Genomic DNA, 19,622 nt, shown 5'->3' with positions numbered 1-19,622 from the left:
TTGCAACCTTTTCCACGATGTGGAAAGGTATCGGCAGAAAATGGAAAGGCACCCCATGGCCGAAGCCCCGGGCGTCCAGTCGGTGGACCGCGCGCTGACCCTGATGGAACTGATCGCCGCCGAACCCGACGGGCTGCGCCTGTCAGAGGTCGCGCGGCGCGCCGGGCTGGCGGCCTCGACCGCACACCGGCTGCTGACAACGCTGGAACAGCGCGGCTTCCTGCAATCGGATGCGGCCTCGGGGCATTGGCATGTCGGGCGGGCGGCGCATCGGGTGGGGGCGGCCTATGTGCTGGCGCGCAACCTGGTGGCCCCGGCCCTGCCCTTTCTGCGGCGCCTGCGCGATGCCACCCGCGAGACGGCGAACCTGGGCCTGATCGAGGACGGCGAGGTCGTCACCCTGAGCCAGGTCGAAAGCCGGGAGATCATGCGCGCGATTTCCCCGCCCGGGGGCCGGGTGCCGGTGCTGTGTTCGGGGATGGGCAAGGCGCTGCTGGCCACCCGCAGCGATGCCGAGGTCAGCCAGCTGATCCGCCGCCACGGCTTTCGCGCCGCCACCGCCCGCAGCCTGACCCGCCCCGAGGCCGCGCTGGCGGAAATGGCCCGCATCCGCGCCCAGGGCTATGCCGTCGATGACGAGGAATTCGTGCTGGGCCTGCGCTGCGTTGCCGCCGTCGTCCGGGGCCCGGACGGGGATCCGGCCTGCGCGATCTCGGTCAGCGGGCTGGCGGCGCGGATGACCCCGGAAAAGGTCGCCCGTTGCGGCGAAACCGTGCAGCGCATCGCGGCCGAGCTGTCGGCGGCGATGGGCGCTGCACCGGCGGGCGATCAGTCGCCCAGTTCCGGGAAGAGCTGAGGCAGCAGCACCCGGTCTTCCGTCACCGCATCGCAGGCCGGCAGGTCCAGCTTCAGCGTGTGGTGGATGGCGGGCTGGCCGGGCATCTTCAGCGCCGCATGGACGGTCAGGGCGGTGTTGCAGGTCTCGGGCGTCAGGACGACCTCGGGCAGGATCGGCACGTCGCTGCCCGCCTTGAAGCTGTCGATCCGCAGATGCCGCCCGTCGGCGCCGCGATGGGTGCCAAGGTGGACGCCATTGCCGCTGTCATCGGCCGAGATCAGCGCGATCTCGGAGGGGCCGGTCCAGTCGACGGCGGCCCGCACCACGTCCTGCAGCCCCGTGACCGCCGATTGCGCATGGGCCGAGGCGCCATCTGCGAAAGCCGCCACGATCAGCGCCGGGTCCGACAACACCGGCAGGTCGATCTGCAGGATGCCATTGGGCGGCAGGGTTTCGGTGAAGGCCAGCCCATCGTGCAGGATCGTCACGTCCTGGCCACCGCGGCAGGGCGCGGCCAGGTCGAAACGGACGATCGCCCCGGCCTCGGGGGTGGCGCCGGCGATGATGCCGCAATCGGCCGCGCGCAGGCTTCCGGCCGCGGCCAGGGCCACGCAAAAAACGGCGCCCGAGAGCGCCGTTTTCAGAAGGTCAGGCGATTTCGCCATGGCAGTGCTTGAACTTCTTGCCCGACCCACAGGGGCAGGGAGAGTTCCGGCCCGGCATCCCCCAGGTCGAGGGGTCGGCCTCGTCAAAGCCCGGCAGCGCGCCTTCGGGGGCCTCGGGGGCCTCGTCGCTGGCGGCGGCTTCGGCCTGGTGCACGGCCTCGTCGACCTGCTGCTGCTGCAGCGCCATCTGCTGTTGCAGCAGCGCCATCTGGGCCTCGCGCTCTTCCTCGGTCATCGGGCGGACGCGGGCGAGGGTCGTGGTGACATCCTCGCGCAGACCGTCGAGCATCGTCTCGAACATGGCAAAGGCCTCGTTCTTGTACTCGCTCAGCGGGTCGCGCTGCGCATAGCCGCGGAAGCCGATGACAGAGCGCAGGTGCTCCATCCGCATCAGGTGCTCGCGCCACTTGCCGTCGATCGTCTGCAGCAGGATCTGCTTTTCGATCAGGCGCATGTTGTCTTCGCCGAAGGCCTCGGTCTTCTGGGCCATCACCGCATCCGAGGCCTCTTCCAGGCGCTCGATGATGTGTTCGTCGTCGACGCCTTCCTCGGCCGCCCATTCATCCACCGGCACGTCGATGCCCAGCTGCTCGCGGCAGGCGGTCTTCAGGCCCTCGGTGTCCCACTGGTCGGCATAGGTCTTGGGCGGCATGAACTTGGTCACCAGATCCTCGATGACCTCGTAGCGCATGTCCTGCGCGATCTCGGCCAGATCGGTGGTTTCCATGATCTCGCGCCGCTGCTTGAAGATCAGCTTGCGCTGGTCGTTCATCACGTCGTCAAACTTCAGCACGTTCTTGCGCATGTCAAAGTTGCGGCCCTCGACCTTGGCCTGGGCGCGTTCCAGCGACTTGTTCACCCAAGGGTGCACGATCGCCTCGCCTTCCTTCATGCCAAGGCCCGACAGCACCTTGTCCAGCCGGTCCGAGCCGAAGATGCGCATCAGGTCGTCTTCCAGCGACAGGAAGAAGCTGGAACGCCCCGGATCCCCCTGACGGCCCGAACGGCCGCGCAGCTGGTTGTCGATCCGGCGCGATTCATGGCGTTCGCTGGCCAGAACGAACAGGCCCCCGGCCGCCTTCACCGCCTCTTCGGCGGCGGCGTGCTCGGCCTCGATCTTTTCGCGCAGCTGGTCGGGGTTGACCTCGGGGTTGGCGGCCAGCGCCTCCATCACCTTCATCTCGACGTTGCCGCCCAGCTTGATGTCGGTGCCGCGGCCGGCCATGTTCGTCGCGATGGTGATCGCGCCCAGCTTGCCGGCTTCGGCCACGATCGAGGCCTCCTGCTCGTGGTGACGGGCGTTCAGCACGTTGTGCGGCAGACCGGCCTGGGTCAGCATCTGCGACAGCATCTCGGATTTCTCGATCGAGGTGGTGCCGACCAGCACCGGCTGGCCCTTGGCATGGGCGACCTTGATCTCTTCGACGATGGCTTCGTACTTTTCGCGGGCGGTGCGGTAGATCGCGTCATCCTCGTCCTTGCGGGCGATGGGACGGTTCGTCGGCACCTCGACCACGCCAAGGCTGTAGATTTCCAGGAATTCCTCGGCCTCGGTCATCGCGGTGCCGGTCATGCCCGACAGCCGGTTGTAGAGGCGGAAGTAGTTCTGGAAGGTGACCTGCGCCAGCGTCACGTTCTCGGGCTGGATCTGCACGCCTTCCTTGGCCTCGATGGCCTGGTGCAGGCCCTCGGACAGGCGGCGGCCCGACATCATCCGGCCGGTGAATTCGTCGATCAGCACGACCTCGCCGTTGCGGACGATGTACTGCTGGTCCTTCAGGAACAGCTTGTGGGCGCGCAGGGCCTGGTTGACATGGTGCACGATGGTCGTGCTTTCCGGGTCATAAAGGGTCGCGCCCTCGGCCAGCAGGCCCTGCTGGTGCAGCAGCTGCTCCAGCGCCTCGTTGCCTTCTTCGGTGAAGGTGACCGAGCGCTGCTTTTCGTCGATGGTGTAGCCCTCTTCGGGCAGCAGCGGGATCAGCTTGTCGATCGACAGGTACAGGTCCGAACGGTCCTGCGACGGCCCAGAGATGATCAGCGGCGTGCGCGCCTCGTCGATCAGGATGCTGTCGACCTCGTCCACGATCGCGAAGTTGTGTTCGCGCTGGTACAGATCGTCCAGGTCCGACTTCATGTTGTCGCGCAGGTAGTCGAAGCCCAGCTCGTTGTTGGTGGCATAGGTGATGTCGCAGCGATAGGCCGCCTTCTTCGAGAAGTCGTCCTGCCCGGGATGCACCACCCCGCAGCTGAGCCCCAGGAAGCCATAGACCTTCGACATCCATTCGGCGTCGCGTTTCGCCAGGTAGTCGTTCACCGTCACCACGTGAACGCCCTTCCCGGAAAGGGCATTCAGGTAGGCCGGGAAGGTCGCGACCAGGGTCTTGCCCTCGCCGGTCTTCATCTCGGCGATATTGCCCTGGTGCAGGAAGATCCCGCCCAGCAGCTGCACGTCATAGGCCCGCAGGCCGATCGCCCGGCGCGCGCCTTCGCGGCAGTTGGCGAAGGCTTCGGGCAGCATGTCGTCCAGGCTTTCGCCCTCGGCTGCCCGTTTCTTGAACTCTTCGGTCTTGGCCCGAAGCTGGTCGTCGGTCAGCGCACGGAATTCCTCTTCCAGGGCGTTGATCTTCGCGACCAGCGGGCGGGTTGCCTTCACCTTGCGGTCGTTCGGGGTCCCGAAGACCTTCTTGGCGATTGTTCCGATACCCAGCATGATCCGTATTCCGCCTCTCTGACGCCTTCGTGTTTTTGGGCCTGTTGTCCGGCGTCCGCATGGCCCATAGAAAGAGCCGGAACCGGCCCTCCGGCCCTTTGCCATAAGGCGATGTAAGGTGGAGCCCTACCTGTGTCAACGCCGCGCCCCGCGCGGTCAATACCGAGGAATTCCCATGATCAACCGTCTTGCCTGCGCAACTGCCCTGGCCCTGTGCCTGCCGGCCTTCGCCATGGCCGAGGACACGGCCGCCACCACGACCCCTGCCCCCGCTGCCAAGACCGAGGCCCCCGCCACCGCCGCCCCGGCTGCGGACAAGGCCGCCGATACCAAGAAGGACGAGACCCCGGTCACCCCCGACACCGTCCTGGCGACCGTCGGCGGCACCAAGATCACCGTGGGTCACCTGCTGACCGCGCGCGACGCGCTGCCCCAGCAATATCAGAAGATCCCGACCTCGGTCATCTTCCCGGGCCTGCTGAACCAGCTGATCCAGCAGGAAGTGCTGAAGCAGTCCTACAAGGGCGCCGTGCCGAAGATCGTGCAGTACTCGCTCGACAACACCGACCGCTCGACCATGGCGTCCGTGGCGCTGGCGGACTACCTGCAGGCCAACATCAACGACGACACGCTGAAGGCCGAGTACAACAAGGAATACGGCGCCGGCTACGAGCCGAAGGAAGAATGGCACGCCGCGCACATCCTCGTGAAGACCGAGGATGAGGCAAAGGCCGTCGAGAAGGACCTGAAAGGCGGCGCCGATTTCGCCAAGGAAGCGAAAGAGAAATCGACCGGTCCCTCGGGCCCGAACGGCGGCGATCTGGGCTGGTTCTCGGACGGCATGATGGTGCCCGACTTCCAGAAGGCCGTGGCCGCCCTGAAACCCGGCGAGGTCAGCGCCCCCGTCAAGACCCAGTTCGGCTGGCACGTGATCAAACTGCTCGACACCCGCAAGCAGGCGCCCAAGTTCGAGGACGTGAAGGCCCAGATCCAGGACAAGGTTCAGCAGGACCTGGCCGGCAAGTACATCGATTCCCTTGTGGCTGCGGCTCAAGTCGATAAGACTCCGGCCGACGGCATCGACCCGTCGAAACTGGACTCGATCGACCTTTCGGAGTGAACCCATGGCGGGCAAGTATCCTACCTCTCCCCTCGCACCCGCGACCTTCCCTGACCTTCCCGTCATCGGGGGTCTGCGCCTTGCAAGCGCTGCGGCCGGTGTGAAGTACCAGGGGCGAACGGATGTCATGCTCGCCGTAATGGATCCCGGCACCACGGTGGCCGGGGTCTTCACCCGCTCCAAGACCCGCTCCGCCCCGGTGCTGGATTGCCAGGCCAAGATCGGCCTGGACGGCACGGGCGGTGCGGCGATCATCGTGAACTCGGGCAATTCCAACGCCTTCACCGGCAAGAACGGCATTGAATCGACCCGCGCGGTGACCTCGGCCACCGCCGCGATGCTGGGCCTTCAGGAAACCCGCGTCTTCTCCTCCTCGACCGGCGTCATCGGCGAGCCGCTCAAGCACGAGCGCATCACCGCCAAGCTCGACGAGCTGAAATCGAACCTCGCCCCCGGCAAGATCGCCGAGGCCGCGAATGCGATCATGACCACCGACACCTTCCCGAAGGGCGCCACCGCCACCGTCGAGCTGCCCGGCGGCACGGTGAAGATCGCGGGCATCGCCAAGGGCTCGGGGATGATCGCCCCCGACATGGCCACCATGCTGGTCTACATCTTCACCGACGCCAAGGTGGAACGCCCGGTGCTGCAGGGGATGCTGTCGGGCCTGACCGATGTCACCTTCAACTGCATCACCGTCGACAGCGACACCTCGACCTCGGACACGCTGCTGCTGGCGGCCACCGGCGCCTCGGGCGTCGAGGTCACCGCCGGTGACACCGCCTTCACCGAGGCGCTGAAGGCCGTCATGCTGGACCTGGCGCACCAGGTCGTGAAGGACGGCGAGGGCGCCACCAAGTTCGTCGAGATCACCGTCACCGGTGCCGTCTCGGATGCCGAGGCCAAGGTGCACGCCATGGCCATCGCGAATTCGCCCCTGATCAAGACCGCCGTCGCCGGCGAGGATCCGAACTGGGGCCGCGTCGTCATGGCGATCGGCAAATCCGGCGCCGAGGCCGACCGCGACCTGCTGACCATCACCTTCGACGACGTGCTGGTCGCCGAAAAGGGCTGGGTCTCGCCCTCCTACAGCGAGGACCAGGGCGCCGCCGTGATGAAACAGCAGGAAATCCGCATCGGCGTCGATCTGGGCCTGGGCAGCGGCCAGTGCACCGTCTGGACCTGCGACCTGACCCACGGCTACATCTCGATCAACGCGGACTACCGTTCGTGACGAAGAAGACGGTCCTCGTCTCGGCCGTGGCGCTGATCGATGCTGACGGCCGCGTCCTGCTGGCCCAACGCCCCGCGGGGAAATCCCTCGCCGGGCTCTGGGAATTCCCGGGCGGCAAGGTGGAACCGGGCGAAAGCCCGGAAGCCGCCCTGGTGCGCGAACTGCAGGAGGAACTGGGCATCGACACCTGGGAAAGCTGCCTGGCGCCGCTGACCTTTGCCAGCCATGCCTATGACGATTTCCACCTTCTGATGCCGCTCTTCGCCTGCCGCCGCTGGAACGGCGTGCCGCAGCCGAAAGAGGGCCAGACCCTGGCCTGGGCGCGCCCGGGCCAGCTGCGTGACTACCCGATGCCCCCCGCCGACCTGCCGCTAATCCCGATCCTGCAGGACTGGCTGTAAGCCGCTAGAACGTGATTCGCAGACATCAAGGGCGCTTTCCGCAAGGAGAGCGCCTTTTTCGTGCACATGCCCACATTCCACACGCAAAGGCGGAAAACACGCAAGAATTGAGCAAGGATTTTCGTGTGTCCGGAAACGAATTTCCGACGAGATTCGAAAATGTGAACGTTTTTCGTAACGTCACAACAACGAATGAGTAAATATTAGATATTCCGTTAACGGATTTTGAGATACTCTGGACGTACCAATTTCAAGGGGGAAAGGGAAACCACCATGCTGAAGACCGTCACCATTGGTCGTTACGTTTCCGTCCAGGGCACGTTCGTCCGCGCACTCCCGAACGGGAAAGTGGAAGTCCGTGTGGGCGAGAAACTTTTCTCCGGCACTCCGGTAAATCAGACCGCCGCTGCCTGAGCGACCTGCAAGACCGAAGACAGAAAGGGACGGTTCTCCGTCCCTTTTTTCATGCCTGCCCGCCAGCTGCTAACCGCCTCCGGCGGGCATATTTAGGGAAAGATGAAAACCAAAGGCGCGCCACGGGATCCCGGGCGCGCCTTCTGCATTTTCTTGTTCTGAAATACCTCGGGGGAGTCTCCCGGAACGGGAGACGGGGGCAGAGCCCCCGCCACGCCGAATATCAGAGCGAACGTTCGACTTCTTCGCGCTCGAAGATCTCGATGACATCGCCGGGGCGGATGTCGTCGTAGTTCTCGAAGGCCATGCCGCATTCCTGGCCCGAATGCACTTCGCTGACTTCGTCCTTGAAGCGCTTCAGGGTCTTCAGCGTGCCTTCGTGGACCACAACGTTGTCGCGCAGCAGGCGCACGCCAGCCGAGCGGCGTGCCACGCCTTCGGTGATCAGGCAGCCAGCGACCTTGCCCACGTTGGAGACCTTGAAGACCTCCTTGATGTTGGCATAGCCGATGAAGTTCTCGCGGATCTCGTTCGACAGCAGGCCCGAGGCCGCCGCCTTCACGTCATCCACCAGGTCGTAGATCACGCTGTAATAGCGGATCTCGACGCCCTTCTGGTTGGCCGAGTTGCGCGCCGGCGCATTGGCACGGACGTTGAAGCCGATCACCGGGGCACCGGACGCTTCGGCAAGGCCCACGTCGGTTTCGGTGATGGCGCCCACGCCATAGTGCAGCACGCGCACGCGGACCTCGTCGTTGCCGACCTTTTCCAGCGCCTGGACAATCGCCTCGGCAGAACCCTGCACGTCGGCCTTCACGATGACCGGCAGCTCCGAGACGTTCTCGTCGGCCTTGGCCTTCGCCATCAGCTGTTCCAGCGTCGTGCCGGCACCGGCTGCAGCGCGCTTCTCTTTGGCGACGTTGCGGCGGTATTCGGCAATCTCGCGGGCCTGGGCCTCGGTCGAGACGACGTTCAGCACGTCGCCCGCTTCCGGGGTGCCCTGCAGGCCAAGGACCTCGACCGGAACCGAAGGACCGGCTTCCTTGACGCGCTCACCCTTGTCGTTCACCAGCGCACGGACCTTGCCGTACTGCTCGCCCACGACGAAGATGTCGCCCTGCTTCAGCGTGCCCTTCTGGACCAGAACGGTCGCAACGGGGCCACGGCCGACGTCCAGCTGCGCCTCGATCACCGCGCCTTCGGCGTTGCGGTCGGGGTTGGCCTTCAGCTCCAGGATCTCTGCCTGCAGCGCGATGGCTTCCAGCAGCGAATCCAGGCCCTGGCCGGTATGCGCCGACACTTCGACGTCCTGCACGTCACCGGACATCTTCTCGACCACGACTTCGTACTGCAGCAGGCCTGCGCGCACGCGGTCGGGATCTGCCGCCGGCTTGTCGATCTTGTTGATCGCGACGATCATCGGCACACCCGCCGCCTTGGCGTGGTTGATGGCCTCAATCGTCTGCGGCATGACCGAGTCATCCGCCGCCACGACCAGAACCACGATATCCGTCACCTGGGCCCCGCGCGAACGCATGGAGGTGAAGGCCGCGTGGCCGGGCGTGTCGAGGAAGGTCAGCGTCGAGCCACCCGTCGTCTGCACCTGATAGGCGCCGATGTGCTGCGTGATGCCGCCGGCTTCGCCCGACACGACCTTGGTCTTGCGGATCGCATCCAGCAGCGAGGTCTTGCCGTGGTCGACGTGGCCCATGATCGTGATGACCGGGGGACGCGACTGCAGGTCTTCGGCCTTGTCCTCTTCGGACTGGATCACGTCTTCGACGTCGGCGTCGGACACGCGGACCATGTTATGGCCGAATTCCTCGACGATCAGCTCGGCGGTGTCCTGGTCGATGGTCTGGTTCTGCGTGACCATCATGCCCATTTTCATGAGCTCTTTGACCACGTCCGCGACGCGTTCGGCCATGCGGTTCGCCAGTTCCGACACCACGATGGTCTCGGGCACCTGGACGTCGCGCACGATCTTCTCGCGCTGCTGGTTGCCCATGGCTTTCTGGCGCGCACGCTCCTGCTTGCGCTTCATCGAGGCGAGCGACTTCTGACGGCCACCCTCGCCACCCGAAAGGGCCTGGTTCAGCGTCAGCTTGCCAGCACGACGGCCGTCTTCACGGGTCGCGCCGCGCTTGTTGCCACGGTCCTCGCGATCGGTGCGTTCCGGAACCGCGGGCGCCTTGCCACCACCGCGCACCGGCGCCTTTGCGGCACCGCCACGGGCGGGATCGGCAGCCGCAGCCGCTTCCGTCTTGGGAGCTTCCTTCGCCGCAGCGGCCTGGGCAGCGGCGCGCTTGGCGGCCTCTTCCTCTTCCTTGCGGCGGCGCTCTTCTTCCTCGGCCTTGGCGCGGGCCTTTTCCTCGGCTTCGCGCTGTTCGCGTTCCTTCTGCTCCGCTTCCTCGCGGCGGCGCTGACGCTCTTCCTCGCGTTCGCGTTCTTCACGCGCCCGCTGGGCCGTCTCTTCCGCTTCGCGCGATTTCGCAGCAGCCACCGCCTTCAGGCGACGCTCCATCTCCGCATCGGTGATCCCGGCGGGACGGCGAGACGGGTTGCCAAGCGAAGACTTACCGCCCGCAGCCTTGCCAGGGGCAGGCTTCGTCACGGTACGCTTCTTCTTAACTTCCACCTCGACGCTCTTGGTGCGGCCATGGCTGAAGCTCTGCTTCACGTTCCCCGGACGGGGACCGCTGCCGCGCACACCCAAAGTCTTTTTGCCGTCGTTGTCGCTCATATGGACCATACTTCCTTTCAGGCGGGTCCCTCCCGCCTCACGTCAGGCGCGCATGCCTTTCAGCCTTGCGGCCTCCTCTACAACACGTTTGCTCAAACCACCAGTTCCTAAGGCGGCGTGTATGACAAATTCCCGCCCGAAGGCCAAGCCCAGCTCGTCCGAGGTCAGCCAGCCGATGTAGTGACCCTTGTAGGGGGTCGACAATTTCGACTTGCCGCGGCCCGATCCGTCACTGGCCTGGATCAGGGTGGAGGCCTCTTCCTTGGCCAGCCAGTCCTTCACCTTCTCGTAACCCGTGACGGCGTCACCGGATTTGCGTGCCAGTGCCAGAAGATCCGTCACGTGGCGCAGCAGCAGCTTCTCAACCATGTCGGCCAGCCCATCGGGGACCGTCACCGGCTGTTTCGCCGCCCGGGAAAACAGTTTCTTCTTCGCGGCCGTCTCGATTGCCGCCCGATCGGCGGAAACCCAGATACCCCGGCCGGGGAGTTTTTCGAGGATGTCCGGGAAAACCGAACCATCCGGACCCACAACGAAACGGACCAGCCCGCCTTTCGGCTGCGACTCACCCGTGACGATGCATTTGCGTTCGGGACCCGCTTCCGGGTCCCTTTCCTGTCCACCGCGAGACATCGGTCAGGGAACCCGAGGCGTTACGCCTCGGACTCCTCTGCGTCATCCGCCTCGGCTTCATCTGCCGCTTCGGGTTCCAGCTCGGACGGGTCGACCCAGCCCAAGAGGACACGCGCGTTCATCACCATGTGCTGCGCTTCTTCCAGCGACACGTCGAACTTTTCGAGCAGGCCTTCGTCCTTGACGCGCTCGCCGTTGACCGTCGTCCAGCCGCCGGCCAGTTCCCAGTCGGCGCAGGTGGCGAAGTCTTCCAGCGTCTTCACGCCGTCCGCCGCCAGGGCCTCTACCATCTGGGGGGTCAGACCCTCGAATTCAATGAGGCTGTCCTCGGCACCCATCTGGCGGGCATGGTCGAGCGCGGCCTTGGCCTCGGCTTCCAGGCAATCCGCGGCGCGGGCCTGAAGTTCCTTGGCGGTGTCCTCGTCGACGCCGTCGATGACCAGCAGTTCGTCCAGATCCACATAGGCAACCTCTTCGAGGTTGGTGAAGCCTTCCGAAACCAGCAGCTGGGCAAAGAATTCGTCCAGGTCCAGCTTGTCGACGAAGAGCTTGGTGCGCGCTTCGAATTCCTTCTGGCGACGGGCGGATTCCTCGGCCTCGGTCATGATGTCGATATCAAGGCCCGTCAGCTGCGAGGCCAGACGCACGTTCTGACCGCGACGGCCGATGGCCAGCGACAGCTGTTCCTCGGGGACCACGACCTCGATGCGCTCGGCATCCTCGTCCAGAACCACCTTGGTGACTTCGGCCGGTTGCAGCGCGTTCACCAGGAAGGTCGGCATGTCGTCGGACCACGGAATGATGTCGATCTTCTCGCCCTGAAGCTCGTTCACGACGGCCTGCACGCGGCTGCCGCGCATACCGACGCAGGCGCCGACCGGGTCGATCGAGCTGTCATAGGAGATCACGCCGATCTTGGCGCGCGAACCGGGATCGCGGGCCACGGCTTTGATTTCAATGATGCCGTCGTAGATTTCCGGCACTTCCATCTTGAACAGTTCCGCCATGAACTCGGGCGCGGTGCGCGACAGGAAGACCTGCGGGCCACGGGTTTCGCGGCGCACGTCCTTGATGAAGCAGCGGATGCGGTCGTTCGGACGATAGGCTTCGCGGCCGATCTTCTCGTTGCGGCGCAGGATGCCTTCGCCGGTGCCGATATCGACGATGACGTTGCCGTATTCCTCGCGCTTGACGACACCGTTGATGATGCTGCCGACGCGGTCCTTGAATTCGTTGAACTGGCGGTCACGCTCGGCTTCGCGCACCTTCTGCAGGATCACCTGCTTGGCGGATTGCGCGGCGATGCGGCCCATTTCCACGGGCGGGACCTCTTCGACGAAGGTGTCGCCGATCTGCGGATCGGCCATGTACTGCTTGGCCTGCTTGACGGTCAGCTCGGACTGGTAGTTTTCCAGATCCTCATCGGCGACCACGGTGCGGACGCGGGTGAAGGTGGCACGGCCGGTCTTGCGGTCGATCTTCACGCGGATGTCCATCTCGGAGCCGTAGCGGCTCTTGGCGGCACGGGCGAGGGATTCCTCCATCGCCTCGACCACCAGACCGGGGTCGATCATCTTCTCGCGGGCAACGGCCTCGGCAGTCTGGAGCAGCTCCAGCTGGTTGGCAGAGGTGATGGCCATGTCTCAGTCCTCCTGGGAGTCCGGATCGGTCTCGATCTCGTCAAAATTCTCTTCGTTCAGAACGCCTGCGTCCTTGCGGGCCTTCAGCATCTGCTTGATCAGCTCGTCCGTCAGGACAAGCTTGGCTTCGACCAGCCAGTCGAACTTCAGCCCGACGGTGACGTCCTCGCCCTGGTCCTCGATGTTGATGAGGACCTCGTCGTCCTCCACACCGGCCAGCACGCCCTTGAAGCGCTTGCGGCCGCCGACCAGCTCGGCGGTCTCGAGGCGGGCGTCATAGCCTTCGTAGGTGTCGAAATCTTTCAGGCGCGTCAGCGGACGGTCAATGCCGGGGCTCGAGACCTCGAGGGTGTAGTTGTCGGTGATCGGGTCCTCGACGTCGAGCACGGCCGAGACCGCGTTCGAGATGTCGGCGCATTCGTCGACGTCGATACCGCCGTCGGGGCGCTCGGCCATGATCTGAAGGGTCTTGATGTCGCCACCCATCAGCCGCAGGCGGACGAGCTCGAACCCCATGTCCTCGAGGACGGGAGAGACGATCTCGGCCAGGCGGCGATCGATGGCGGTTTTCGCGATGAGGTCGGTCATGGGATGATCCGGGTACAAAAAAACGGGCGCGCGGCCCGTCGGTGCTTCCGGTGGAGCGTCGGACCAGGAAGGCACCGACACGCCGCTGTTGAAGGGGATATAGGTCTTTGACTGGCGAATCGCAAGGAAAATCGGCCTTGGCGCGGTTTGGCGGATGGTGCAACCGGTGCCGCCGGGCGGCACCGGGCCTCCGGCGGGAGTATTTTTGGCCAGATGAAAGAACCGGTTAGTCCCCTGCGTCAGCCGGGGACGAGGGCATTCATGATGCGGACAAGCTCCGCCGAAATCCCGGGTTCCGACAGGGCATGGCCGGCGTCGGGGATCATCCGCAGCTCGGACCGGGGCCAGGCACGGTGCAGGGCATGGGCCATGCGCGGCGGGCAGATCATGTCGTAGCGGCCCTGCACGATATGGCCCGGGATATGGGCAATGCGGTGGGCCTGGTCCAGCAGCTGGTTGTCCTGCAACCAGCCGAGATGGGTGAAGTAGTGGTTTTCCAGCCGGGCGAAGGCGCGGGCATACTGGCCCGGCGGTTCGCCGCCGTGGCCGGTCGAGGCCATCGAGGCAAGGGCGTTTTCCCAGGCCGACCAGGCCTTGGCATAGGTGACTTCCTCGGCCTGGTTGCCGGTGAAGAGGCGCCGGGCATAGGCGCCGATCAGATCGTGACGCTCGTCCTCGGGGATGGGGGCGGTGAAGCGGGCCCAGGTGTCGGGCCAGAAGGCCGCCGCGCCGCCACCATAGAACCAGTCAAGCTCGGAGCGGGTCATCAGGAAGACGCCGCGCAGCACCAGATGGCGGGTACGCTCGGGGTGGGCCTGGGCATAGACCAGCGACAGGGTGGCGCCCCAGGAACCGCCGAAGACGATCCAGCTGTCGATGCCCAGGGTTTCCCGGATCAGCTCGATGTCGCGGACGAGGTGCCAGGTGGTGTTGGCCTCGACCCCGGCAAAGGGGCGCGAACGCCCGCAGCCGCGCTGGTCGAACAGCACCACGCGGTACTGCGCCGGGTCGAAGTAGCGCCGCATCGCCGGGGAACAGCCGCCGCCCGGGCCGCCATGCAGCACCACGACGGGGATCCCCTCGGGGTTGCCGGACTGCTCGACATAGATCGTGTGGCCGTCGCCCACGTCCAGCATCCGCTGATCGAAGGGATCAACCGGCGGATACAGCACTTGACCTGCGGCTCTTTGCCCCGAGTTCCTATCCATGACGTCTCCCTGTAGAAGGGGGGTTGAGCCACCATGACCGCAAGGAGCGCGGAATGCAAACCGACACGACAACCATCGACCCCGCCGAAGTCGCCAAGTTCGAAGCCATGGCTGCGGAGTGGTGGGACCCGACGGGCAAGTTCAAGCCGCTCCACATGATGAACCCGGTCCGCCTGGACTACATCACCACCCAGATCGCTGCCGAATTCTCCCGTGATCTCAAGGACAAGGCACCGTTCCAGGGGATCCGGATCCTCGACATCGGCTGCGGCGGCGGCCTTCTGTGCGAACCGATGGCACGGCTGGGCGCCACCGTCGTGGGCGTTGATGCGGCGCCGAAGAACATCCCCGTCGCGCAGACCCATGCCGAACAATCCGGCCTGCAGATCGACTACCGCCACACCACAGCAGAGGCCATGGCCGCCGCCGGCGAACAGTTCGACGTCGTGCTGAACATGGAAGTGGTCGAACACGTCGCCGATCCGCTGGCCTACCTGACCGCCTGCCACGACCTGCTGAAACCTGGCGGGCTGCACCTGTGCTCGACCCTGAACCGCAACGCGAAAAGCTTTGCCATGGCCATCGTCGGTGCCGAATGGGTGATGCGCTGGCTGCCCAAGGGCACCCATGACTGGGCCAAGTTCATCACCCCCGACGAACTCTACGCGCTGATCCGCCAGGCCGGCATGACGCCCGTCGACCGCAAGGGCTACATCTTCAACCCGGTGACCTGGCAGTGGAAGATCAGCGACCGCGACCTCAGCGTCAATTACGTCACCGCGGCGCACCGCCCGGCCTGAAGGCCGGGTTCCCCGTCATCTGGCCATAAATACTCCGGGGGAGTCTCCGCAGGAGACGGGGGCAGAGCCCCCTCCCCCTAGCCATCCTCCAGCTTGCCGCGCAATTCCCGCAGGATCGGCAGCAGCGCGCGCACCTTGTCCTCGCTCATCTCGTCGACGACCTGGGCGAACATCGGCGCCACCGCGGCCAGGGCTGCATCGCGCGCCATGCGCCCCGCCGGGCTGATCGCCACCATCTTGCGCCGCGCATCGTCCCAGTCGGGACGGATATGCACGTATCCCGCCCATTCCAGCTTGGACAGCGTGTTGGTCATCGCGCCGCGGGTCACGTGGAAACTCTGCGCCAGCTGCGCGGGCGTGCGTTCCGTGCTCGCCCGTGCCAGGTGGTTCAGCACCGAGAAATGCGACAGCTCCATCCCCTTCGGCAACACCTTCGACAGGCGGTTGCGGATCAGCTGATCCGCCGCCAGGATCTCCGAGAACAGGGCGATGGCAAGGGAATTGCGGGCGTCGCTCATGGTTGGTCGTCAGTCCCTTTGGGGCCGTGCCCCGCAGGGGCAGCGTTCATGCATCCGCAAGCAGCGCATCCAGCTTGCCGTCGCGCTCCAGCGCGTAAAGGTCGTCGCAGCCGCCGACATGGGCGCCACCGATGAAGATCTGCGGCACGGTCCGGCCGCCATGGGCGCGCTCGGTCATCTTCTGGCGCAACTCGGGGTCGGCGCTGACGTCGATCTCGTTGAAATCGGCGCCCTTCTGGGTCAGCAGGCGCTTGGCGGCCTGGCAATAGCCGCAGGTCGGCGTGGTGTAGATGTCGATCGGCTGCATGAGAGAGACGCTTTCGGTTCGGATCGGGGACATCCGGCAAACTAGGGCGATTTCGCCACGCGCGCCAGTGCCAGAACGGACACCGGCCCGGAACCTGCCGCAACGCAAGCCCGTGTCGCCTCGGAAAAGGTCGCGCCGCTGGTCAGCACATCGTCCACCAGCAGCACCGGCCGGCCCCGCAGCCGCGCGAGGTGGCGCGGATCGACCGCCATGGTGTCCGCCAGCAGCGCCGCGCGTTCCGTGCGACCGCGGTGGTCGAGGCCCGGCGTGGCGCGGCGCCGGACCAGCAGATCCGGCAGATCCAGCGCCCCGCGCCCCGCCAGACGCCGCGCCAGCCCCCGCGACAGCAGCGCCGCCTGGTTGTAGCCGCGCTTCCACATCCGCCGCCAATGCAGCGGCACCGGCGCCACCACCATGCCGTCGCACAGCATCGGGGCTGCGCTGTCCAGCAGCCAGTCGGCGGCAGGCGCCGCGATGTCGTGGCGATCGCCGTGCTTCAACGCCATCACCAGCCGCCGCCCCATGCCTTCGTACATCAGCGCCGCCCGGCCCTGCCGCCAGGGGGGCGGATCCTTCAGGCACTGGTCGCAGCGCGCCACCTCGCCCGCATAGCCGCCCGGCAGCGGCGCCCCGCAGCCGTCGCAGACCATTCCCCCCAGAAAGGGGGTATCTGCCCAGCATCCCGCACACAGCCCGAAATCGCTGTCCACCAGCCCGCCGCAGCACAAACAGCGCGCCGGATAGATCACCCGCAACGCCGTTTGCACTGCCCCCTGAAGGCGCTTATCTCTGTTCCCCATGAGCCAGATCCTGACCGACATGGCGGCCCTTGCCCGCCACCGCGCCCGCGCCACCCCCGAAGGCCTGTTCCTGCATGACCTGGTGGCTCAGGACCTGCAGGATCGCCTCGGCATGGTTAAGAAAACCTTCACGGATGCGGTGCTGATCACACCCTTCCCCGACCACTGGCAGCGCCTGGTGCAGGACCTGCCGGTGCGCCCCCGCATCCTGGCCGCCGCCGATACGCTGGACCTGGCGGAAGGCAGCGCCGATCTGGTGATCCACGTGATGGACCTGCACTGGCGCAACGACCCGGTAGGCCAGCTGATCCAGTGCCGCCGCGCCCTGCGCCCCGACGGGCTGTTCCTGGGGGTGTTCTTCGGCGGCCAGACCCTGACCGAGCTGCGCGCCTGCCTGGGCCAGGCCGAGATCGAGGTCACCGGCGGCCTGTCGCCCCGCGTCGCCCCCATGGGCGAGGTCCGCGACCTGGGCGCGCTGCTGCAGCGTGCGGGCTTTGCCCTGCCGGTGGCCGACAACGACCGCACCCCCGTCACCTACAGCCACCCGCTGCGCCTGATGGCCGAGCTGCGCGCCATGGGCGAAAGCAACGCGCTGCAGGCCCGCTTGCGCCGCCCGACCCGCCGCGCCGTCTTCCTGCGCGCGATCGAGCTGTACCTTGAAACCCATGCCGATCCCGAAGGCCGCATCCCCGCCACCTTCGAGCTGGTCACCCTGACCGGCTGGTCGCCGCACGAAAGCCAGCAGCAGCCGCTGCGGCCCGGTTCGGCGATGACATCCCTCGCGGCGGCCCTTGGCACCCGGGAAACCCCACTGAAATCCTGACCCGCACAGGATATGGTGCGCCAGACCGCATTGACCTGCCGCCCCGGGCGTCTATCTCGGGGGCGGACCATCTTCAGGAGTGCCCCATGACCGATGCCCACCGCCCCGCCAACCATCCCGCGCTGCCGCGCGAGAAAGTGGGCGTGCTGATCGCCAACCTCGGCACGCCCGATGGCACCGACTACCGCTCGATGCGGCGCTACCTGTCGGAATTCCTGTCCGACAAGCGGGTCATCGACTACCCGGCGTGGAAGTGGCAGCCGATCCTGCAGGGCATCGTGCTGACGGTGCGGCCGTCGAAATCCGGCAAGGCCTACCGGTCGATCTGGAACAACGAGGCCAATGAATCGCCCCTGATGACCATCACCAAGGCCCAGCATGCCAAGCTGAAGACGGCGCTGGAGGCGCGCTATGGCGAAGGCAACGTGGTGGTCGACTACTGCATGCGCTACGGCAATCCCTCGACGAAATCGGTGGTGGCGCGGATGGTCGCAGAGGGGTGCTCGAAGATCCTGTTCTGCCCGCTTTACCCGCAATACGCCGGCGCCACGACCGCGACCGCCAACGACCAGTTCTTCCGCGCCCTGATGGAGCTGAAATGGCAGCCCGCCTCGCGCACCCTGCCGCCCTATTTCGACAGCCCCACCTATGTCGAGGCGCTGGCGGCCTCGGTCACGCGGGCCTATGCCGGGCTGGCGCAGGAACCCGACATCCTGGTGTGCTCGTACCACGGGCTGCCGGAACGCTACCTGCACGAAGGCGACCCGTACCACTGCCATTGCCACAAGACGACGCGGCTGCTGAAGGAACGGCTGGGGCTGGCGGACGGGCGGATCATCACCACCTTCCAGTCGAAATTCGGCCCCGAGGAATGGCTGAAGCCCTATACCGTGGAAGAGGTCGCGCGGCTGGCCAAGGCCGGCAAGAAGCGCATCTCCATCATGGCGCCGGCGTTCTCGGCCGACTGCATCGAGACGCTGGAAGAGATCAACGAGGAGATCCGCGAAAGCTTCGTCCATGCCGGCGGCGAAAGCTTTACCTACATCCCCTGCCTGAACGACGACGATGCCCATATCGCGGCCCTGGGCGCGGCGATCGAGGCGAACCTTTCGGGCTGGCTGGCCTGAGGGCCGCCGCCCGGCCCCAAGGCCTGCAGAATGCGAAAAAGGCGGTGGATTGCTCCACCGCCTTTTCCGTTTTGCCCTGAGGCCGCGTCTTAGTTGGACGCGACAGCAGCAGCCACCACAGCCAGGATCACCAGCGGGATGATGATCCCGGTGGAGGAGCTTTTGGTTTCTTGCACGACGACCGGTGCTTCGATGACCGGCTGAGCCAGCGAGCCAGCCGAAGCTGCGGTTGCGGAGCCAGCGAGAACGGCTGCGAGAACGAGTTTCTTCATGTTAACCTCCAGATAAAAGCCGCCGTGTCATCACACGATCGTCAGACACATTGAGGGCGGCGCTAAGACTTACCTCGTGAGTCTGATGTAATAGATCGGCCCGTATCAAAAGCAATTCGAACTTGGTTTTCGCCTTACGCTTGCCGACGACCTGTGGTCAAATTAGCAACACCTGCGTCCCCACCACGGCGAGGTCGTAAAGCTCCTCGATGTGCTGGTTATAAAGGCCGATGCAGCCGTTCGACGAGGGGCGACCGATCTTGCGCGTATCCTGGGTGCCGTGGATCCGGTAGTAGGTCCAGCTCAGGTGCAGGGCACGGGTGCCCAGGGGATTCTCCGGGCCCGGCGGGATGAAATCGGGCCATTCGGGATCGCGCTCCTTCATCGCCGGGGTCGGACGCCAGCTGGGATGCGGGTCCTTCAGAACGACCCGCGTGCGGCCCCGGCGCGTCAGGTCCGGAGAGAGCGGAACCGAGGTCGGGTACAGCTTGTAGATCGTCCGGTCCTCGGACCAGAAATGCAGGGCGCGGCTGTCGATGTCGACCAGGATGACGCCGTTCTTCGTGTTGTCGAAGTAGGGCTGCCAATCCAGCGTGCGGAAGGACGAGATATTGCGGCGCGCGGCCTTCGCCGGGTCGCGCTCGACCGGCGCTTCGGGTTCCTGGAAGGGAGCATCGTAAGCGGCGGTATGGGACTGGGCGAACGCGGGCGTCGCCAGCATGGCAGCGCCAGTGGCAAGGAAGGCACGGCGCGTGGACTTGTTGTTGGGTTTCATGGGGAC

The 19,622-nt window shown here is 65.7% G+C and carries 20 protein-coding genes; 8 read left to right on the top strand and 12 right to left on the bottom strand.

What is annotated here, in order from left to right; genetic code table 11:
• Positions 1-55: 55 nt before the first annotated feature.
• Positions 56-856 (top strand): IclR family transcriptional regulator, encoded by an 801-nt coding sequence (locus AC2ITM_RS00900; protein ID WP_486467962.1) that lies wholly within the window; start codon positions 56-58, stop codon positions 854-856.
• Here AC2ITM_RS00900 and AC2ITM_RS00895 read toward each other — a convergent pair.
• Positions 829-1,503 (bottom strand): hypothetical protein, encoded by a 675-nt coding sequence (locus tag AC2ITM_RS00895; protein ID WP_486467961.1) that lies wholly within the window; start codon positions 1,501-1,503, stop codon positions 829-831. The two genes, AC2ITM_RS00900 and AC2ITM_RS00895, sit on opposite strands and share 28 nt — an antisense overlap.
• On the bottom strand, positions 1,487-4,213 hold the full coding sequence (secA, locus tag AC2ITM_RS00890) for a preprotein translocase subunit SecA (RefSeq protein ID WP_486467960.1): 2,727 nt from the start codon (positions 4,211-4,213) through the stop codon (positions 1,487-1,489). Before secA ends, AC2ITM_RS00895 begins: the two co-directional genes overlap by 17 nt.
• Positions 4,214-4,388: 175 nt before the next feature.
• Here secA and AC2ITM_RS00885 point away from each other — a divergent pair, with 175 nt between their 5' ends.
• The 4 genes from AC2ITM_RS00885 to AC2ITM_RS00870 all read left to right on the top strand — a co-directional run bounded on the left by AC2ITM_RS00885 (position 4,389) and on the right by AC2ITM_RS00870 (position 7,382).
• Positions 4,389-5,333 carry a peptidylprolyl isomerase gene (locus AC2ITM_RS00885; protein ID WP_486467959.1) on the top strand — a complete coding sequence of 315 codons (945 nt, stop codon included), beginning with the start codon at positions 4,389-4,391 and terminating at the stop codon, positions 5,331-5,333.
• Positions 5,334-5,337: 4 nt separating this feature from the next.
• Positions 5,338-6,567, top strand: a complete 1,230-nt coding sequence (argJ, locus tag AC2ITM_RS00880) for a bifunctional glutamate N-acetyltransferase/amino-acid acetyltransferase ArgJ (protein WP_486467958.1) — start codon at positions 5,338-5,340, stop codon at positions 6,565-6,567.
• Positions 6,564-6,968 carry a (deoxy)nucleoside triphosphate pyrophosphohydrolase gene (locus AC2ITM_RS00875; protein ID WP_486467957.1) on the top strand — a complete coding sequence of 135 codons (405 nt, stop codon included), beginning with the start codon at positions 6,564-6,566 and terminating at the stop codon, positions 6,966-6,968. Before argJ ends, AC2ITM_RS00875 begins: the two co-directional genes overlap by 4 nt.
• Before the next feature lie 273 nt (positions 6,969-7,241).
• On the top strand, positions 7,242-7,382 hold the full coding sequence (locus AC2ITM_RS00870; protein WP_202397679.1) for a hypothetical protein: 141 nt from the start codon (positions 7,242-7,244) through the stop codon (positions 7,380-7,382).
• Between the two features lie 223 nt (positions 7,383-7,605).
• Here AC2ITM_RS00870 and infB read toward each other — a convergent pair whose 3' ends face one another.
• The 5 genes from infB to pip all read right to left on the bottom strand — a co-directional run bounded on the left by infB (position 7,606) and on the right by pip (position 14,194).
• Positions 7,606-10,125 (bottom strand): translation initiation factor IF-2, encoded by a 2,520-nt coding sequence (gene infB / locus AC2ITM_RS00865; protein WP_486467956.1) that lies wholly within the window; start codon positions 10,123-10,125, stop codon positions 7,606-7,608.
• Positions 10,126-10,167: 42 nt separating this feature from the next.
• A complete protein-coding gene (locus tag AC2ITM_RS00860; protein ID WP_486467955.1) occupies positions 10,168-10,758 on the bottom strand; it encodes an RNA-binding protein in 591 nt (196 codons plus the stop codon).
• 20 nt (positions 10,759-10,778) lie between these two features.
• Positions 10,779-12,398, bottom strand: coding sequence for a transcription termination factor NusA (nusA, locus tag AC2ITM_RS00855; RefSeq protein ID WP_486467954.1), 1,620 nt, complete (start codon positions 12,396-12,398; stop codon positions 10,779-10,781).
• Positions 12,399-12,401: 3 nt separating this feature from the next.
• On the bottom strand, positions 12,402-12,986 hold the full coding sequence (gene rimP / locus AC2ITM_RS00850) for a ribosome maturation factor RimP (RefSeq protein ID WP_486467953.1): 585 nt from the start codon (positions 12,984-12,986) through the stop codon (positions 12,402-12,404).
• A gap of 239 nt (positions 12,987-13,225) precedes the next feature.
• Positions 13,226-14,194, bottom strand: coding sequence for a prolyl aminopeptidase (gene pip, locus AC2ITM_RS00845; protein WP_486467952.1), 969 nt, complete (start codon positions 14,192-14,194; stop codon positions 13,226-13,228).
• Positions 14,195-14,247: 53 nt separating this feature from the next.
• Between pip and ubiG the strand changes: the two genes are divergently transcribed.
• Positions 14,248-14,994 (top strand): bifunctional 2-polyprenyl-6-hydroxyphenol methylase/3-demethylubiquinol 3-O-methyltransferase UbiG, encoded by a 747-nt coding sequence (ubiG, locus tag AC2ITM_RS00840; protein WP_486467951.1) that lies wholly within the window; start codon positions 14,248-14,250, stop codon positions 14,992-14,994.
• A gap of 77 nt (positions 14,995-15,071) precedes the next feature.
• On the opposite strand, the gene AC2ITM_RS00835 is transcribed toward ubiG, so the two are convergent.
• From AC2ITM_RS00835 to AC2ITM_RS00825, 3 genes are read right to left on the bottom strand one after another with little or no spacing between them, the layout of a single operon-like run.
• Complete coding sequence (locus tag AC2ITM_RS00835) at positions 15,072-15,512, bottom strand: MarR family winged helix-turn-helix transcriptional regulator (protein WP_486467950.1); 441 nt, start codon at positions 15,510-15,512, stop codon at positions 15,072-15,074.
• Between the two features lie 46 nt (positions 15,513-15,558).
• Entirely contained in the window at positions 15,559-15,819 is a 261-nt protein-coding gene (gene grxC / locus AC2ITM_RS00830) for a glutaredoxin 3 (protein WP_486467949.1), read from the bottom strand.
• A gap of 41 nt (positions 15,820-15,860) precedes the next feature.
• Complete coding sequence (locus tag AC2ITM_RS00825; RefSeq protein ID WP_486467948.1) at positions 15,861-16,619, bottom strand: ComF family protein; 759 nt, start codon at positions 16,617-16,619, stop codon at positions 15,861-15,863.
• Between AC2ITM_RS00825 and AC2ITM_RS00820 the strand changes: the two genes are divergently transcribed.
• Positions 16,618-17,442 (top strand): methyltransferase domain-containing protein, encoded by an 825-nt coding sequence (locus AC2ITM_RS00820; RefSeq protein ID WP_486467947.1) that lies wholly within the window; start codon positions 16,618-16,620, stop codon positions 17,440-17,442. The genes AC2ITM_RS00825 and AC2ITM_RS00820 overlap by 2 nt on opposite strands.
• 86 nt (positions 17,443-17,528) lie before the next feature.
• Positions 17,529-18,569 (top strand): ferrochelatase, encoded by a 1,041-nt coding sequence (gene hemH / locus AC2ITM_RS00815; protein WP_486467946.1) that lies wholly within the window; start codon positions 17,529-17,531, stop codon positions 18,567-18,569.
• An 89-nt stretch (positions 18,570-18,658) separates the two neighbouring features.
• On the opposite strand, the gene AC2ITM_RS00810 is transcribed toward hemH, so the two are convergent.
• Both AC2ITM_RS00810 and AC2ITM_RS00805 read right to left on the bottom strand, forming a co-directional pair.
• Positions 18,659-18,841 carry a hypothetical protein gene (locus tag AC2ITM_RS00810; RefSeq protein ID WP_486467945.1) on the bottom strand — a complete coding sequence of 61 codons (183 nt, stop codon included), beginning with the start codon at positions 18,839-18,841 and terminating at the stop codon, positions 18,659-18,661.
• 157 nt (positions 18,842-18,998) lie between these two features.
• Positions 18,999-19,616, bottom strand: a complete 618-nt coding sequence (locus tag AC2ITM_RS00805; RefSeq protein ID WP_486467944.1) for a L,D-transpeptidase — start codon at positions 19,614-19,616, stop codon at positions 18,999-19,001.
• Between the last annotated feature and the right edge of the window lie 6 nt (positions 19,617-19,622).

Source organism: Pseudooceanicola sp. NS-SX9, assembly GCF_057380705.1.
This window is presented reverse-complemented; position numbering and strand designations above follow the sequence as displayed.

Coding starts and splice junctions, on each gene's coding strand:
- AC2ITM_RS00900 (WP_486467962.1), top strand. CDS start 56: ATGGCCGAAGCCCCGGGCGTCCAGTCGGTGGACCGCGCGCTGACCCTG.
- AC2ITM_RS00895 (WP_486467961.1), bottom strand. CDS start 1,503: ATGGCGAAATCGCCTGACCTTCTGAAAACGGCGCTCTCGGGCGCCGTT.
- secA (WP_486467960.1), bottom strand. CDS start 4,213: ATGCTGGGTATCGGAACAATCGCCAAGAAGGTCTTCGGGACCCCGAAC.
- AC2ITM_RS00885 (WP_486467959.1), top strand. CDS start 4,389: ATGATCAACCGTCTTGCCTGCGCAACTGCCCTGGCCCTGTGCCTGCCG.
- argJ (WP_486467958.1), top strand. CDS start 5,338: ATGGCGGGCAAGTATCCTACCTCTCCCCTCGCACCCGCGACCTTCCCT.
- AC2ITM_RS00870 (WP_202397679.1), top strand. CDS start 7,242: ATGCTGAAGACCGTCACCATTGGTCGTTACGTTTCCGTCCAGGGCACG.
- infB (WP_486467956.1), bottom strand. CDS start 10,125: ATGAGCGACAACGACGGCAAAAAGACTTTGGGTGTGCGCGGCAGCGGT.
- AC2ITM_RS00860 (WP_486467955.1), bottom strand. CDS start 10,758: ATGTCTCGCGGTGGACAGGAAAGGGACCCGGAAGCGGGTCCCGAACGC.
- nusA (WP_486467954.1), bottom strand. CDS start 12,398: ATGGCCATCACCTCTGCCAACCAGCTGGAGCTGCTCCAGACTGCCGAG.
- rimP (WP_486467953.1), bottom strand. CDS start 12,986: ATGACCGACCTCATCGCGAAAACCGCCATCGATCGCCGCCTGGCCGAG.
- pip (WP_486467952.1), bottom strand. CDS start 14,194: ATGGATAGGAACTCGGGGCAAAGAGCCGCAGGTCAAGTGCTGTATCCG.
- ubiG (WP_486467951.1), top strand. CDS start 14,248: ATGCAAACCGACACGACAACCATCGACCCCGCCGAAGTCGCCAAGTTC.
- AC2ITM_RS00835 (WP_486467950.1), bottom strand. CDS start 15,512: ATGAGCGACGCCCGCAATTCCCTTGCCATCGCCCTGTTCTCGGAGATC.
- grxC (WP_486467949.1), bottom strand. CDS start 15,819: ATGCAGCCGATCGACATCTACACCACGCCGACCTGCGGCTATTGCCAG.
- AC2ITM_RS00820 (WP_486467947.1), top strand. CDS start 16,618: ATGAGCCAGATCCTGACCGACATGGCGGCCCTTGCCCGCCACCGCGCC.
- AC2ITM_RS00825 (WP_486467948.1), bottom strand. CDS start 16,619: ATGGGGAACAGAGATAAGCGCCTTCAGGGGGCAGTGCAAACGGCGTTG.
- hemH (WP_486467946.1), top strand. CDS start 17,529: ATGACCGATGCCCACCGCCCCGCCAACCATCCCGCGCTGCCGCGCGAG.
- AC2ITM_RS00810 (WP_486467945.1), bottom strand. CDS start 18,841: ATGAAGAAACTCGTTCTCGCAGCCGTTCTCGCTGGCTCCGCAACCGCA.
- AC2ITM_RS00805 (WP_486467944.1), bottom strand. CDS start 19,616: ATGAAACCCAACAACAAGTCCACGCGCCGTGCCTTCCTTGCCACTGGC.